Source organism: Pedobacter frigiditerrae (assembly GCF_004331645.1).
GTDB lineage: Bacteria > Bacteroidota > Bacteroidia > Sphingobacteriales > Sphingobacteriaceae > Pedobacter > Pedobacter frigiditerrae.
This window is the reverse complement of record NZ_SJSK01000001.1, coordinates 1,150,041-1,167,163: the sequence shown is the minus strand read 5'-3', so window position 1 is coordinate 1,167,163 and position 17,123 is coordinate 1,150,041. Positions and strand designations below refer to the sequence as shown.

General features: G+C 35.0%; 16 protein-coding genes. All 16 read right to left on the bottom strand.

Going from position 1 to position 17,123, the window contains the following annotated elements:
* Positions 1-282: 282 nt before the first annotated feature.
* Positions 283-1,149, bottom strand: a complete 867-nt coding sequence (gene rfbD / locus EZ428_RS05025) for a dTDP-4-dehydrorhamnose reductase (RefSeq protein WP_131552006.1) — start codon at positions 1,147-1,149, stop codon at positions 283-285.
* Positions 1,149-1,691 (bottom strand): dTDP-4-dehydrorhamnose 3,5-epimerase, encoded by a 543-nt coding sequence (rfbC, locus tag EZ428_RS05020; RefSeq protein WP_131552005.1) that lies wholly within the window; start codon positions 1,689-1,691, stop codon positions 1,149-1,151. The genes rfbD and rfbC overlap by 1 nt, the downstream gene beginning before the upstream one ends.
* Positions 1,691-2,743 carry a dTDP-glucose 4,6-dehydratase gene (rfbB, locus tag EZ428_RS05015; protein WP_131552004.1) on the bottom strand — a complete coding sequence of 351 codons (1,053 nt, stop codon included), beginning with the start codon at positions 2,741-2,743 and terminating at the stop codon, positions 1,691-1,693. The genes rfbC and rfbB overlap by 1 nt, the downstream gene beginning before the upstream one ends.
* Positions 2,744-2,841: 98 nt before the next feature.
* Positions 2,842-3,408, bottom strand: coding sequence for a DUF3109 family protein (locus EZ428_RS05010; protein ID WP_131552003.1), 567 nt, complete (start codon positions 3,406-3,408; stop codon positions 2,842-2,844).
* Between the two features lie 88 nt (positions 3,409-3,496).
* Positions 3,497-4,267, bottom strand: coding sequence for a DUF3108 domain-containing protein (locus EZ428_RS05005; RefSeq protein WP_131552002.1), 771 nt, complete (start codon positions 4,265-4,267; stop codon positions 3,497-3,499).
* A gap of 34 nt (positions 4,268-4,301) precedes the next feature.
* Complete coding sequence (locus EZ428_RS05000) at positions 4,302-4,817, bottom strand: DUF2480 family protein (protein ID WP_131552001.1); 516 nt, start codon at positions 4,815-4,817, stop codon at positions 4,302-4,304.
* A 64-nt stretch (positions 4,818-4,881) separates the two neighbouring features.
* A complete protein-coding gene (locus EZ428_RS04995) occupies positions 4,882-6,954 on the bottom strand; it encodes a peptidylprolyl isomerase (protein ID WP_225871015.1) in 2,073 nt (690 codons plus the stop codon).
* Positions 6,955-7,101: 147 nt separating this feature from the next.
* The gene (locus EZ428_RS04990) at positions 7,102-7,680 is read right to left on the bottom strand and encodes an LptA/OstA family protein (RefSeq protein ID WP_131551999.1); all 579 of its coding nucleotides are present in this window, start codon (positions 7,678-7,680) and stop codon (positions 7,102-7,104) included.
* Positions 7,680-9,011, bottom strand: a complete 1,332-nt coding sequence (locus EZ428_RS04985) for a hypothetical protein (RefSeq protein WP_225870996.1) — start codon at positions 9,009-9,011, stop codon at positions 7,680-7,682. The genes EZ428_RS04990 and EZ428_RS04985 overlap by 1 nt, the downstream gene beginning before the upstream one ends.
* On the bottom strand, positions 8,992-9,729 hold the full coding sequence (locus tag EZ428_RS04980; RefSeq protein WP_131551998.1) for a type III pantothenate kinase: 738 nt from the start codon (positions 9,727-9,729) through the stop codon (positions 8,992-8,994). Before EZ428_RS04980 ends, EZ428_RS04985 begins: the two co-directional genes overlap by 20 nt.
* A 98-nt stretch (positions 9,730-9,827) precedes the next feature.
* A complete protein-coding gene (locus tag EZ428_RS04975; RefSeq protein WP_131551997.1) occupies positions 9,828-10,808 on the bottom strand; it encodes a DUF6427 family protein in 981 nt (326 codons plus the stop codon).
* A gap of 210 nt (positions 10,809-11,018) precedes the next feature.
* Positions 11,019-12,005 carry a glycosyltransferase family protein gene (locus tag EZ428_RS04970; RefSeq protein ID WP_131551996.1) on the bottom strand — a complete coding sequence of 329 codons (987 nt, stop codon included), beginning with the start codon at positions 12,003-12,005 and terminating at the stop codon, positions 11,019-11,021.
* A 134-nt stretch (positions 12,006-12,139) separates the two neighbouring features.
* The gene (locus EZ428_RS04965; RefSeq protein ID WP_131551995.1) at positions 12,140-12,991 is read right to left on the bottom strand and encodes a UDP-2,3-diacylglucosamine diphosphatase; all 852 of its coding nucleotides are present in this window, start codon (positions 12,989-12,991) and stop codon (positions 12,140-12,142) included.
* A gap of 500 nt (positions 12,992-13,491) precedes the next feature.
* Positions 13,492-15,993 carry a YfhO family protein gene (locus EZ428_RS04960; RefSeq protein WP_131551994.1) on the bottom strand — a complete coding sequence of 834 codons (2,502 nt, stop codon included), beginning with the start codon at positions 15,991-15,993 and terminating at the stop codon, positions 13,492-13,494.
* A gap of 231 nt (positions 15,994-16,224) precedes the next feature.
* Positions 16,225-16,482: a DUF4834 family protein gene (locus EZ428_RS04955; RefSeq protein ID WP_131551993.1), complete on the bottom strand. Its 258-nt coding sequence runs from the start codon at positions 16,480-16,482 to the stop codon at positions 16,225-16,227.
* Positions 16,483-16,570: 88 nt separating this feature from the next.
* A complete protein-coding gene (locus EZ428_RS04950) occupies positions 16,571-17,089 on the bottom strand; it encodes a hypothetical protein (protein ID WP_131551992.1) in 519 nt (172 codons plus the stop codon).
* Positions 17,090-17,123: the final 34 nt, after the last annotated feature.

The following is a 17,123-nucleotide window of genomic DNA, read 5'->3' as shown; positions in this document are numbered from 1 at the left end:
GCCTAACCCCTTTCCTCAATACTCATACAGTTAACCAATTAATCGATTTAAACAATTAACCGTCTAACCACCTAACCCCTTTCCTCAATACTCATACAGTTAACCAATTAATCGATTTAAACAATTAACCGTCTAACCACCTAAACGCCTAACCCCTTTCCTCAATACTCATACAGTTAACCAATTAATCGATTTAAACAATTAACCGTCTAAACGCCAACCCCTTTCCTCAATACCTAATTCGATTAACCAGTTTAAACAATTAAACAGTTAAACCTCTATCTACCCCTCTAGCCCCTTTATCTTCTCGATACAAGCCACTAAGCTATCTCTCCAGTAAGGAATTGTTATATTAAAAGTACTTTTAATTTTACTTTTATCCATTACTGAGAACGATGGTCTTGTTGCCCTGGTAGGATAGGCTGAACCTGGAATAGGGTTAACCTTCACTTTTGTCTCACTGATATCAAATATCGCCTTGGCAAAATCGAACCAAGAAGTTACTCCCTCATTGCTATAATGATAAGTTCCATATACCTTGCTATCTGCTTCAATCATATCAAAAATGGCATTGGCCAAATCAATGGCGTAGGTTGGTGTACCTACCTGATCGGCAATGATATTCAACTCATCCCTATCAGCACCTAACTTTAACATCGTTTTTACGAAATTATTTGCATATTCAGAATACAACCAACTGGTACGAATAATGATGTGAGATTGCAAGATATCAACAATAGCCAATTCCCCATCTAATTTGGTTTGTCCGTATACATTGATGGGTTTAGCCTCGTCATCCTCTTTCAATAACTTTACGGTATTGCCTTCAAAAACGAAATCAGTAGAAACGTGGATTAGTGTTGCATCATTTGCTTTACAAACCTCAGCTAAATGAGCAGCTCCAGTTTCATTAATCGCTTTGGCTAGTTCTATATCATCCTCGGCTTTATCAACAGCAGTATAAGCTGCACAATTGATCACATATTTAGGCTGCTCCTTCGCAAACAATTCATTTAAAAGGGCGAGATCTAAAATATTAGCGCTTTGTTCTGATGGGAAAATGATGTTTGTAATCGATCTTCGCTCTGCTACAGTTTTTATACATTGGCCTAATTGACCAGCGGCACCAATAATTAATATTTTACCCATTAAGAAAGCGATGAAAAAGTGTTTAATATTAAATCTTTATCTGCAACTGTTGCAGCCTGTGCAGATATCATCCAATCAATATTAAGTTGGGGGTCATTATAAATGACACCTAATTCTGAGGCTTTATTATAATAGTTATCACACTTATAGAAAAATTCAGCTGTTTCACTTAATACAGAAAACCCATGTAAAAAACCTCTAGGCACATACAATTGCAACTTGTTCTCTGCACTTAATTTCACTGCAACGTGCTGGCCATAAGTTGGAGACCCAAGTCTTGCATCAACGGCAACATCTAACACTTCGCCCTTAATTACACGAACCAGTTTAGCTTGTGCAAACTCGCCGCTTTGGGCATGCAAACCTCTAATTACACCATAAGAAGAGTAAGATTGGTTATCTTGAACAAATTTGCCCGACAAACCTGTTTTGGCTTCAAATGTTTGCTGGTTAAAGCTTTCAAAAAAAGACCCCCTGGCATCATCAAAAACCCTAGGTTTGATGATTAAACAATCCTTTATTCCGGTTTCTTGTATTTCCATTAAGTATTTTTGTATTGTTGGTTATAATAAGATTGATAATTACCTGAAGTTACATTCTCTAGCCATTCGTTATTGGTCAAATACCAATCGACAGTTTTTGCTAAGCCTTCTTCAAATTGCAAGCTTGGTACCCAGTCTAGCTCTTGTTGCAGTTTAGTAGAATCGATAGCGTAGCGCAGGTCATGACCAGCCCTATCTGTTACATAAGTAATTAATTTAGCCGATTCTCCTTGCTCACGATCTAATTTTTCGTCCATTATTTTACACAATAGATTAATTAAATCGATATTTTTCCATTCATTGTGTCCGCCAATGTTATAGGTCTGGCCAGTTTTTGCCTGATGAAAAATTACATCTATGGCCCTTGCATGGTCTTCTACCCAAAGCCAATCGCGAACATTTTCTCCTTTACCATAAACTGGAACCGGTTTATTGTTTTTGATGTTATTAATGGCCAGTGGTATTAATTTTTCTGGAAAATGGTGGGAACCATAGTTGTTAGAGCAGTTGGAGATTACACAATCCATTCCATAGGTATCATGGTAAGCCCTCACAAAATGATCTGAACTTGCTTTTGAAGCAGAATATGGGCTATGTGGATCGTAGGCTGTAGACTCTGTAAACATCCCTTCTTCTCCAAGTGCTCCATAAACTTCATCTGTACTTACATGATAGAATCTTTTTTGGGCATAATTACCTTTCCAACATTCTCTTGCTGCATTTAATAAGTTTACCGTACCAATTACATTGGTCATGACAAAAGCAGTTGGATCTGTTATAGAGCGGTCTACATGACTTTCTGCCGCTAAATGGATTACAGAATCAAAGTTTTCATTTCTGAATAACTCCATGATCTCGTTGGCATCTGTAATATCTGCTTTTACGAAGCGATAATTAGATTGATTTTCGATATCAGTTAAGTTGGCTAAATTACCAGCGTAGGTTAACTTATCCAGGTTAATAATTTGATATTGAGGGTAATTATTTACGAAACGGCGCACCACATGGGAGCCAATAAACCCGGCTCCTCCGGTAATTAGGATTTTCTTCAAAATGGAATCTGTTTATTTAACATCGAAAATAACATTACTACATCAATTATCCAATTTATGAAGCTAGTAATATGTGTTTGTGCGAGAAGTAACAGATATTAAACACCATCTCTTACACTATTTTCTAACTCCGTATACCATTCCAAGCCATATTTTCTAATCAATGGATCTTTTAAAAACTGGTAAACAGGAACCTTTAACTCTCTACCAAAAGAACAGGCGTCATGACAAATGTGCCACCTGTCATAATTCAGCACATCAAATTCAGGATATTTGGTTATCCTAATGGGATATAGATGGCAAGAAATTGGTTTTTTCCAATCTACCAATCCTTGTTCGTAAGCTTTTTCAATCGCACATTTTGTAATGCCACCTTCAAAAGTAACATACGCACATTCTTTATGTCCATCTACACATGGTGTAGTTAAATCTCCATCTGCATCTATTACAGATGTCCCTTGTTCTTCGATGGCCTTAATCCCTTTTGGGGCAAGTAAATGTTTAATTTTAGGATAGATTTCTGCAAGTATAGCCGTTTCAGCAACCTCAAGAGGAGCACCCGCATCACCTTCCACGCAGCAAATCCCTTTACACTTATTTAAATTGCACACAAAGCTTTCGCGGATCACATCTTCATGCACTAAAGCATTTTGTACTTCTATCATATTTTTAAGTTGGTTAATCGGTTAATTGTAACAATCGGTTAATTGATGTTCAGTTCAGTTAACCAATTCAAACAGTTAAACATTCCATCTATTTCCCTATCGGATATTTTAACCCTGTCGCTGATTTAATTTCTAAGGTTACTGAACCAACCAATATCTCCACATTGGCTTTTACAGGCACCCTGTTGCCATCATCTGTTATCCAAAGGTAAAGTTTGCTATCTTTCTTAAAGATACGCCCAGGCTTAATAGACGGGCTAAATTTTAGGCACCTAATGTTGCCGAGCTTGCTCTTTATGGTCTCCTTACCAACGTAGGCTATTTCTAGTTGAGAGATTTCATCACCCAAAAAGTAATTAAGCTTAAATACATCTCCCATTTTTAATTTTGAGATGTCTAGACTTCTTGCAAAATAATAGGCTGATACTAAATCAAAAGTTTGTGTTGTTGGCGTGGCAAAAGTACCTTTATTAGCAATTACTTTTTTTGAATCTTGATAAAACCTTGCTTTATCTTGCCGGCGGTAGCTTGCCTCACGTATATTTTCTTGATAGAAATAAGGTGTTAAATCTGTCTTATCGATATAAGAATCATAATGATCCCTTACTTTATAGAAAATATCAAATGTACCTGAGGTTTCTGCATCTACCACTAATCTATAGGTTGGCTTATTATCAAACTTCACATCAGTTGCTACCACTTTAATGGTGGCTTCAGCAGCTGTTATAAATCCATATTTCAACTTATATTGTAACACTTCTCCTTCTTTAAAAATAGGATCTTTTTTAAGGGGTAGTTCTTGGGCAAATGCAGCAATGCCAATTAACAAAAGGGCGAAAAATATTGTCAGTCTTTTCATATTTGTTGTGCAAACAAAAAGCAATCCAAATTTGTTAATCTTTTCTTTTATAGATTGGAACAGTTGAGCATGGCTCGCCGTACATGATGCTTTTTGCAACTGGAGTAAGTAATGCCGTAATTTCTACATAGGCAGCAACTGGCACATTGATATCAGCACAACCTTTAATTACTACACGTTCTCCTGTAAATGAATTGATATCAATTTTTGATAATGCCTTAGTATAAAGAACCGCTTCTAGTGTTTCTAAGCTGCCAAATACTACTTCATTGGCAAACGGTTTAAATCTATTTGCCAATAACATATATGCCCAAGTTGGAACAATAGCATCGGCACTACAGGTGATGGCTATATTTTTATCTCTATACTGCTCCCAATTGTGTGCTTTAATAAACGCTCTAAAGTCTTGCTCTTTTAAAATCAATCCGTGAAAAAGATTGTCTTTAATATCATACACCAAGCGTTCTCCTTTGTGGAAATATTCTTCCAAATTTAAGGTGATTAAACCACTGGAAGCTACCTTATTTACAATGTTCTCTTGAATATCCATGGCTCTAAAATAAAAAACCGCCTCGATGTATAGTCGAGACGGTTACAAAATTACGTAATAAAGATTAATAGAATTTCACCCTATTGTCTTTTATCTCAGTTTTCTCTTGCAAAGCTTGGAAAGCTGCACCTAAAGAACGTTGTGTAACGCCCAATATCATGGTTTCTTTTTGTTTAAATGTATTTGCCATTGGCGCAGGATTTGTGAAACCTTGTACAGTAAACACATATACACCTTTATCGCCTTCAATTGGTTTAGATACTTTACCAACTTGCGATCCAAATACAGCACCTACCACTTTGTTTTCTTGAGCTAGGCCTGGAATAATTGGATTTGCAAACACCATATTTTGAACAGGCATTGCAGTTTTACCTAATTTAGCAGCAACTTGATCAATAGATCCGCCTAAAGCTTTATTGAGTTTTTCGGTTAACATTTTAGCTTTAACTGCATTCATTACCATTGGCTGGATTTGCTTTTTCACATCAGCCAAAGTTAATTGACCTTTAGGCATTACATCTGTTAAATGAGCAACAACATAAGCGTTATCCATTGAATATACAGTAGGCAATACATCACCTTTATCGGCTGCATATGCATCTTTAATTAACGGACGAGGGTTATCTAAACCAGGAGCAAATCCTTGGGTTGCTGTAACTTTATCAGCTAATGCTACGGTATAACCACTTTTTTGAGCTAGATCTTTAAAATTATCTCCTTTAACGTCTGCTAAAAATGCAGTTGCTTTTTTATAAGCTGTTTGTCTGGTTTTTTCACTTGGCGCTAAAGATTTTTCTATGTAAGCTAATTTTACAACCTTAGAAGAACCAACTTGTTTTTCGATTTTAAGAATGTGAATACCAAATTGAGATTTAATTATTTTAAGATCTCCGGTATTACCATTGAAAGCTGCATTTTCAAACTCAGGAACCATGGTACCGCGAGCAAAAGTTCCTAAATCGCCACCTTTTCCTTTACTTGCATCTGTATTATATGTATCAGCAAATGCAGCAAAACTAGCACCACCTTGTATTGCTTTTTTAAGTGAGTCTGCTAATTTATAAGCATTTGCCTCTCCACCTAGTTTACTTGGATCTAATAGGATATTACTAGCTTTAACAGAATCTGGTGAGAAACGGCTATCTACAACTTTAATTAACTTATAAGAGTTACCAGAGAATACTGGGCCATAAAAACTTCCTGCTGGATAGTTAAATATTACCGAATCAACTGCTGGATCTAATTTTCCTTTAGAAATGTACGTGTAAGGAACTTTTACATCTGAATTATTTGCAGCAAACAACGAATCGTTTGGTGTAGTTCTAAAATCAGCTGCTAATTTATCTACTTGAGTTTTAACCACGGCAGTATCAGCTTTGGTTGGTTTAATGCTAAATGAAACATATTCAAATCCACGAGTTTCTGTAGGATTATCGAAACGTTTTTTATTAGCATCATAATAAGCTTGATAATCTTCATCAGAAATCTTAACAGCTGCATCTAAAATAGAGCTATAATCTAAATTCACATATTTAAAGCTAGCTAATTTGTTACGGTTATTATACTCATCAGTAGCTTCTAAAGTAGACACATAAACAGAGTTACGAATTAAGTTAGCATATTTTTGTTGTAAAGCTTGTTTCTCGATTTGCTCTTCTAATTGTAACCATTTTGCCTTAAGTTCTGGATTTGACTCCCTTGCCTTTAAAGAGCTCATTAAACCATTACGGTCTATTTGTCCGGTTTGTTGATCAGAGAAATTCTGAAGAATTAATTGACTTGGTCTTTCACCATTGATTAAATCATACAATTCATCGCCGCTAACAATTAAACCTAGTCTAGCATATTCTTTTCCTAAAAGAACCTCGCCAACCTCAGCTTGCCATGCATTATCAATAGCCATAGCCTGCATTTGAGGATTGATATTTGAACCATATTGTTGTCTAAACTGTGCTAAGCTTTGTTCTACTTTTGGATTAAACTCTTCGTATTTAATTTCTTTTCCATCAATCTCTCCAACTGAATTTCTTGATGCACCAAAAATTGCTGTTCCCTGTTGTAGCAACGGCTCCAAAACAAATAACGCTAATACCACCGCGATACCTCCTACTAGAAAATATCCCATCTTGGTACGCATGAATGTCATTACTCCCATATTATTATTATTCTTATTTTTTATTTTTTTAAGAGGGCGCAAGATACAAATTTGGAACTAATTTGAAAATATTAATTTTATTTGATTTTGCCCTTGAAAACTAAGCAGATATGGCCAAGAAAAAATGAATTATTGTAGCAAATCTCCCTTAACATTACCTTGTCCAGAAGCGTCTTTAATCTTATAAGTGCTCAAATCTTGTGGTGCAGAAAACTCAGTTCCATTTAATACGTTACCATCTTTTGTGGTAACCGTACCAGATGGCGAAAAATACATTCGCTTGTTTTCATCCCAAGTTAACTCTTCTGTAGTAAAAGTGATTTTATCTGTAACAATAATTACATTCCTTCTGAAGATGGTTATTTTCTCTGTTTCTTTATTAATGGCATAATCAGATTTGATTGTACCAGTGGTTTTTAAAAACTCATCAAAGAATTCGATTTTTACACCGCTTGGCATTTCGTTATAACTAGCACCTTGAGACGGAACGACTTTATCATAAATTGGCGCGTAACCTTTTCCTTTTACTTTGGCCGAATCACTATAAATAATCTCGGCTCCATAGGTCCTGTCTTTACTTAAGGTTATTTGTTTAGAAGAAACTGCAGACACATTTTTCATGTCATCATCATTACAAGACGACATGACCAATAATAATGCGATGGTAAAAGTTAACTTGAGGCCAGATTTAATATCCGAAGCTTTCATTAATCAAACCTAAACCTTTGGAACCAGCTATTGGTGTTAAGTGCAAACCCTAAGTGAATGTTAAGGTATTTTTCTTGCAATAAACCATTGTTTGTATTACCTCTTTTACCTAACTCTGCACTTAAATTCATTCTGTAAAGCGAGCCTCTAGCGTAAGAAGACAGAGGTAAGCCTAAACCAAACGTGATACCCATTTGCTTCACATCTTGTTTATTCAGTTGGATATATGTTTTATCGTATGAAAACCCTAAACGGTAGTCAACTCTTTTAAAGTAACCATTAATGGCAGTTACATCAGGCGTATATTGACCGCCTACTGAAACTCCATAGGTATCTTGTAAACCTTGGTTTACCTTGTCTATACTTAGTTCAGACCATTTACCCATTCTATAATCTGCTCCAATTAACCACTTATTCTCTTTTACGATACTAAAACCAAAATTATGGATCAAAGGTAATTTTAAGTTTGTTGGGCTGTTTTCTACAAATAATAAAGTATCTATAGCTGTTTGTTCATCGCCATTGGAATCGTTAAAGTATTGAGTGGCAACTTGTGTTTTCTTAGAATTAATTTTTGAAGAAGAAGAACCTGAGTAACCAAGAACCAACGAAGTTTTATTACCTAGATTGAAATCATATTGTGCGCCATAAGTGAAAGCTATACCGCCAACGCTATTTTTAGATTGTAAGCGAGAGTTAATTGCGCCTGGTTCTTGCACATATTCTGTAGATCTGTTTTCTGTTAGGTTACCAAATAAATATTCGGCATTAGCACCTATCCTGAAATGATCTCCAAACTGTACACCGTAACCTAGATAAGCTTTAGTTAAGCCACCTTCTCCTAGATATTCGTAATCTACGGTTTTGGTATTGGCAGTGGTAGTACCAATTTTTACTGTGTTTTTGAAGTTATAACCAAGTTCAGAATAAGGTAAAATTCCAAAACTTAATCCCGATTTTCTAGACAATGGAAATGCAAATGCAATATGACTTAATGTAGCATTAAAGCTATTCTCTGTTTGTGAGCTATTCTTCAGTTCGGTGAAGCTGCCGGTTAAGCCCATGTCTAAAGTGGTAATTGTAGTACCAGCATAAGATGCAGGATTTTGAACATTGATATTATTGAAGTAGTTAGTCCTGAAAACGCCGGTTGATATACCTCCCATTGCCCTGTACTGTGGCAATGAACCGCCTTTAATATTTCCAACGCCAAATCTTGAATATGGAGACTGTGTGGTAACTTGTGCATTTGCAATAATGCTTGTTAATAATAGACAAACTGCAAACGTATATTTTAATCTTTGGTACATATTATAATGTAATAACTTCATTTAATCCTTTTAAAACCAAATATGGTTCATGTATAATTTGGGTGGCAAAGATGCTGTTTTTTAATTGTTTGTTCAAAAAATCTGCATCTCCTCCTGTAATAATTACTTTCAGGCCTTTATTTTTTTTATTTTCAATCGCTATAAATCCTTCAACTTCGTTTAAAATGCCCTGTAAAACACCATTTTTAATTGCATTCTCAGTGTCATTCCCATCAGGGATAACTGTCTCCTGTTTATCCCACTCTATTAATGGCAATCTTCCGGTATAATGATTTAAAGCTTCAAATCTCATTCTTATGCCCAAACTAATACTTCCTCCAAAGTATTCGCCGTTTGCTGTTAAAACATCATAAGTGATACAGGTTCCAGCATCTATCATTAAGCAGTTTTCTCCAAGGTAGAGTTTGTAAGCTGCAATTACTTTTGCCCATCTATCTAAGCCTAATGTACTTAGCGTTTGATAGTTGTTTTTTATGCCACCAATGTTTTTTGTGGTAAATGGCAGATAATTTACTGATTGTTGCAAAAACGCTCCGAGTTGCCCTACATCTTTACTAACACTTGAAACTGTTGCATTTTTGATTTGATATTTTTCAATCAATTTTATTAGTTCATTTTGATTCAATTCTTTTAATCGCTCAAAATGAACCAGCTCTTTTTCATTAAAAACTGCCAGTTTACTATTTGTGTTTCCTATGTCGATTACCAGATTATACATTAAAATCTAGGCTAAAAACAATACGGTAAATGCCAAACTTCACGACACAAAGCTATTAATCTTTAGCTAGTTTCAACGTGCGAAATTGTTAAAAAAGGTTAAACGAATAAAAAATACTGTATCGCGAGAACTAATACCACAAATAATGATTCGTAAAACCAACGTTTTTTAGCATTTGAAAAGTAGTATGCCAACAAAACTGCTCCGGGTGGGACACTCAATATAAAATGATAGAGCCTAAAATCTGGTTTGGTATAAAAGCTAATGATGGCCACCACAAACATAAAAAACAACATCTGAAAGGCCTTTCTTGTACTGATAAAACTTCTAAAGAAATTTTCTCTTAATTGTAAGGATGCCAATACCATAATTACGCTTACAGGAACTAACACCAAATAATCATTGTATTTGATTTGAAGATTAGACGGGAAAAGGTTAGTTAATGGGCGCCAAATTTTATAAAACTGGGTAATGTTATCATTCCAGTAATAAAAAACTGCGATAAAGAAAAATATGGTCAAAAAGCCAATAAAACCTGCAATCCATTCTCTCCAATTAAAAGAACGATACAGTAATAAACTTAACCATAGCATGATTAACAAAACAATAAAGGGGAAATAAATTATTGTACCAAAGGCGATGATCATTCCTATGTCGAACATGGTCATCATGGCGTTTGGAGTTTTGCTGATCTTTAGAAATTTATCCATGATCCAGATCAGTAAGAAATTGCAAATAAGGGGCGGACTTAATATTAAAAATTGTAAGAATAAACTAGATCCAGTAATGTATAATAATGCAGGTAAGTAACTTGGTTTTGCCAAAAGGCCATGGTTATTGATTATTCTATTGAATAATATGGCTTGAATAAATACGATGATTGTAGCAAAAAATATATTTGCACTAGGCGAAAGACTATTTGACAGCGGAATTTGAATAAAAAACTTGGCATAAGGTTCTAAAAACTCAAAGTTCAATTGTTCTGGCATATTTATAAAAATAGCCAAGCGCATGAAAACAGTATACGCTGCAAGCAATATTAAGTTTAATGGGTTTAGATTTCGAAACTGATTGATCATGCCGATTTAATAACGGCAAAGTAAAGAAATTTATCTCTAATTTAACCACAACTAATTTGAGGTTTCGTCATGCTCAGCTTGTCCCGATAGCTATCGGGAGGGCATCGTAATGCGACTGCACAGCTATTTGTTTATTCTTCATTCCTTTCTAACGCATTACGATTCCCTCCTGCGAGGGAATGACGTGACTACATGGCAGAAATAAGTATTTTACCTTGCGTACTTACGCACTACATTTTTTACAATTTCTGCAGTTTCATCTGGAAAATTAAATTGATGCGATTGTGGATTGGCTACGAAGTCTTTTAAAACGGGAAGCCAGTTTCTGTTACTACCCCAAATTACCGGCAAACCTAACTCCTTTAGGGCATAAGCGTTACACTGTTGCTCATATTGAAACCTCATTGGAGCCACCAAGAGTTTTTTGCCAAGAAACAAGGCCTCTGCCGGACCTTCAAAACCACCGCCGGTAAATAAACCAGTAGAACTAGCCATGCTTTGATTAAACTTTATATTGTTTACTGGTTCAACAAAAACATTTCCATCAGCGTAACTTGTTTTTGTATGTTTTGAGAAAACTTCCCAACGGACTGACGGAATTTGTTTAAGTAATTTTACCAAATCCTTATCATCTATCGCCGGAAGGTAAACTGTATAATGGCCTAAATTTGAGGTCATCAGTTCTCTTATTTCACTTCTTATTACTGGTGTGTATATAAAGTCGTCATATCTTTGAAAATGAAAACCAATGTGATGAGTTGTTGGCGCATAGCGACTTAAAATTAACTTTCCCCAATCTATGGTTCTTGGCCTAGGTACTTTTTTAGATTTGAAAGAAGCTTGATGACTAAGAGAAACACTTTCTATACCCTGACTTTTACAAGCCCAAGCTGTTACAGGTTCAAAATCGTTTATGATAAGGTTATAATCTTTAAGAGATACAGCATTCATGTCTTTTCTGAAACGAAATAAATTCATATTCTTCCAAGTCTTGAAATGGTCTACCCCTCCCTTTTTACCGAAAATAAAGCTAAAACCATGTAATTGATATTTAACTTCTTGAGCTAATTTTACATCCGCTTGTGTACCGGAAATTAAGATATCTAAATCGCCATGCTGTTGCAATAACGGAACAATTTCCCTAGCTCTGCTAACGTGCCCATTTCCGGTGCCTTGTATGGCATAAAGTATCTTCATCTGCGGCTAATATCTGTATTTTTCGTCAGTATTTATAGTTTTAATGAAAACGAAGCCTCGCCTGCCGGTTGGCAGGTATCATGATTTTATATTCTTTTAGTTTCTTAATTTAAACACCATGATGGCTTTTTGTTTTAGACCATCTCTAATTTAATCTTTTCTAGTAGTACGTTAACATTTAGTTTACTATGCAGATCTTCACTGTCTGATAACTCGCCTAATTCAACCTCATCTTTTTCAAAATCCTTGTGGTTATATTTAAATACTTTCCACTCTTTATTTGCATATTCCAAGGCAGTTAAACTTTCTACCCAATCGCCACTATTCAAGTAAGTAACATCTCCGAGTTCGGTTGTTACTTTTCTATTTTCTGCCTGATGAATATGTCCACAAACGACATACTCATAACCTTTTTCGATTGCTAATTCGGCAGCAGTTTGCTCAAAGCTATTGATGAATTTTACGGCATCCTTAAATTTGGCTTTTATCTTTTGAGAAAAGCTCATTTTTTGTCTACCAATTAAAGCCAGACACCAATTAACAAAGCTGTTAATTAAAATTAAGCTATCATAACCAATCGCACCCATTTTTGCGAGCCATTTAGAGTGTTGCATGGTTACATCAAAAACATCACCATGAAAAAACCAGCCCTTTTTGCCATCAATATCTAATACCAATTTATTTTGCAGGTGAAAAGCGCCCATGTGTAAATCAGCAAATTTTCTTAGCAACTCATCATGGTTTCCTGTTAAATAATAAACTGGTACTCCTTCAACTACAAATTTCATCAACTTTCTAATGACTTTCATATGCGTTTCTGGCCAGTATCTTTTGCTAAATTGCCAGATGTCTATAATATCACCATTGAGAATAATTTTTTTTGGTTTGATGCTTTTAAGGTATTTTAAGAGCTCTTTGGCGTGACAACCATAGGTACCTAAATGTACGTCAGAAATGACTACAATTTCTACTTCTCTCTTTTCCATACGCTAAATTTTGAGGGTAAACAGCCTGTTGCCAGTGGGCTGACAATTTATTCTTTAAAGAAATGATTGTGTTAATCTTCTTCTTCATCAATAGTCAAATCATAAGGACTAAAGAAAAAAGCGATGATTACAATTGCACAAACAGCTAAAAACAATTCTGGCATATTGATATTTTTATCTTTACAAAATTGCAACGAATAGATTAACAATATGTTAAGTGCAGATTATGAATTGAATTGGTGTTTTTCGTTTTGCGTTGTTCGTTTTTCGACAGACAACAGACGGTTAAACAAAAAAGCCACAGATTAACAGATTTGAATCTGCGCATCTGCGGCTATAAATTTTCACTTGTGGTCGGTGTTATCACCGATCCGCCAAAATGAATTGTTGAATTGGTTGGTGAGGACACCAACCAAGGGAATAGAATAAAAAAGCCACAGATTTTCAGATGATAAATCAATCTGCGAATCTGTGGCTAAAACATTTAAGGGTTAGCTAAACTAAGCTACTTTCTTTTTCTTGTTATCAGCATAAATACCAAAACCTAAAAATGCAATTAGTAAGATAGAACCAGCCAGTGATATTTTCTCTCCAGTGTAATAAGATTTAGGTTCGAATTTAAATTCCACTTTGTGGTTACCAGCCTCTAATTGAGCGGCTCTTAAAACGTAGTCTGCTCTAAAATATGGTTTCTCTTTTCCATCGATATACATATTCCATCCCTTATCATAATAGATTTCAGAGAATACAGCAATTACATCTCTCGGTGCACTGTAAGAATATTCGATATGATCAGGATGATATTTCTCCATCTTGATAAATGCGGTTGGATCAGCACCCAAACGTGTGGTATCGATTAGTTTTTTGTATTGCTCATCTACAATGGCTTCTTGTTTTGGATCAAAACTGCTAATGGCTTTCATTTCCTCATCAGCATTTTTTACAAACTGAACACCTTGTACTATCCAAGCGTTACCTAAAGCAGTTGGATTTCTAGACATTTTGAAAGAGCCATTTTGAGGGTCTTGAGTAATGAAGTATTTGGTGTTTAACATATCCAAAACATCTTGATTTACACTTTTTGAGAATTGATTTTGAATTAACTCATCAAATCTTTTCAGCTTTGCTGCGTGATAACCACCCACTGTTTTATGGAATCTTGAAGCATTGGCGCTTGTAAAAGTTGGGATAGACTGATCATAAACCCTAAAGTTTGGATCTTTATCTGCTTCAATAAATGTATCTACATCACGAGGTTGTAAATCTGCATTCATGTCAGATTTGCTTTTAAAACTTGTGTTATTTAGATAACGACGATCTACTTGCCACATGTCAATTAACACTGCAAAGGCCAATAAACCAAAAGCCAATTGCATATTCAGTTTTTTAGTAATAAACGCCCAAACAATACCAAAGGCGATGGCAATAAACAAGAATGAACGAATTGCATCTGCCCTAGCAATTGAAATACGATCTTGTATTAATGCATCAGCAACTTTATGCGCCAAGCTCGCATCGTTCTTTAACATCTGAGTTAGATTAGTTAAGATCTCTGCATGGTTATTCGTTTTAAAACTGAAGAATAATGTTGGCGCTAAAGCTACAATTAATGCGAAACCACCAGTAATCCCTGCTGACCAAGTTAATTTTTTAATTAATATTTTTTGGTCGATATTTCCTTCTTGGGCTTCTTTAATTGCTAGGAATGCCAATAGAGGCACCATTAAACCCACAACAGCTAGGATAGATTCTACTGCTCTAAATTTGTTGTAAAGCGGGAAATAATTATAGAATAAATCTGAAACGTATGGGAAGTTTTTTCCGAACGATAAAAGGATGAACAATACCGTGGTAGCTAAAATCCACCATTTTAAACGACTGCGAACTATGAACAACCCGAATACAAATAAGAAACAAATGATTGAACCAAAATAATATCCACCTGATGTGCCAGGTTTCTCGCCCCAGTATTGTTGCATATTGAGTCTTTGATCTTGGCCTAAATATCCAATTGCTTGTATGGTTGCTTGCGGATCGCCTCCAGTCAAGTTTTCTGAAACTGCTTTATATAAATGGCTTTCTGGCTTTACTAATTGGTCGATACTTGTTGCGCCACCATACAAATCTGGTATCAAGAAGGTAAAACTCTCGCCAACTCCTTGGCTCCAACCATAAGCATATTCTTTAGTCATACCAGACTCTTTCTCTGTAGAAGTGCTTGTTAAATTAGATTTACCACGATTAGTTTCCTTTGCATATTCTGAGGTAGTCCATAATAAACTGGCGTTTACCATTACTGCAATGACAACTGCAGCACCTAAAAAACTAATGGCTTTACCTAAAGCAGGAAGTGTTTTGTTTTTATAAGCTTGGTAAATTTCAATCCCCATAAAAATAAGAATAGAAAGTAATAGGTAATACGTCATTTGAACATGGTTGGCCCTTATTTCTAAAGCCAAAAACAATGCTGTTAAACTTGCACCGAGCCAATATTTACCTCGTAAGGTTAAAATCAGCCCTGCTATAATTGGGGCAAAAAATCCAATAGCTAAAGCTTTGTTGCTGTGACCTGTAGCAATTAACACAAAATTATAGGTGGTAAAAGCAAAGGCGATGGCACCTGCCGCTGCAAGCCAAGGATTTATTTTAAGCGTAATAAACAAAAAGTAAGCGCCTACCAACAATAATAACACTGTACCGATAGGTGTTGGAAAAGCTTTTGTAATTAATGCAATGCCGTAAGTGGCACCGTTATATGCGTATTGTACCCAGATTTGATATGCTGGCATACCGCCAAACATCTGGTTTGTCCAAAGTGGTCCTTTACCATCTTTGTCCTTGTACTCCATGATTTCTTTTTGCATGGCCTTCGCCTGTATCACATCGCTTTGCGCTAATACGTGACCATCTAGTAAAGGCTTAAAGAAATAAGCAAAAGAAATAACTACAAATATTGCAATGATGGCTAAGTGGGTGCCATTATTTTTAAACCAATTGTTCATTAAGGCTGTTTTTAATTTAAACTAAGCCTCAAAAATAGAAAATTTTTTGAGTAGTTAGCATTAAGAAAGTAGTTAGTATTTAGTATAAAGTATTTAGAAACTAAATGGCCTAGCAGAACTTTTTTAATACTTTAAGATGCTTTAATAAAAATTAAATTATTGATCTAATCCTAAAAGGAAATAGCAGAGCGCAGAAACTAAGTCTAAATACTAAATTATAACTACTATATACTACTTAACTTCTTCGTAATCTACAAAATCGCCAAGTTTATCTGCGTTGCCCTTTTTTTCTTTTTTAGGCATATAATCTATAGATATAGAACCTTCTGGTTTTGAATTAGAAGTACGTTGTTGTTGGTTTGCATTTGCTTGATTTTGCACATTGCTAAAAGCGTTTCTAAGCACTGCGGGAAAAATCATTCTGATGAGTACCCTGAACACCCAAATGAGAATGATAGAAATAAGTATGAATTTTAAAAAGAATGCCATATATTAAATTATTAACACAAATATAGACGAGCAGTTTTATTTTTTGTTACTTTTTAAAAAGATAATTGCAATGGGATTACAAAAGAAATCATTTACTAGTTTCAGAAATCAATAGGTATTTCCCAACAATAGTAGCATTATCAAGTTTTTCTGAATTATTGTTTTGCAATGTAACCTGAAACTGTTTTAGATTTGAAGCCAATAAAGAATCGGCCTTTAGCACCTTATCTTTATAGTAAATTGGAAGATTTCTATTGGTCGGTTTCACTCTATTTTTAGCAAGGATTGATGTTAGAGAAATCCATTTGATGTTCTTTTTCATCTTAATGATAATTGTACCATTCTTATTTGAGATATTTAAATCTGCAGCAGCCGCATTTTTAACAACATCTATTGATTCAATTTCATTAGGATTTAAGAATTGAAAGAAATCTGGAATTACAACTATTCCATTGATTACATAAGTTGGTTGTTTTGCTGGGTCTATTGGACCGCAGCATAAGCAAATTACAGGCTCTTTTTTTACAGTTTTTGTTGAATCTGTATTTTGTGCAAAGCCTTTAAATCCAAGGGAAATTAATGCAATAAGTAGTATAAATCTTTTCATAAAATGAAGATGAACAAATTATTCAGAATCCATA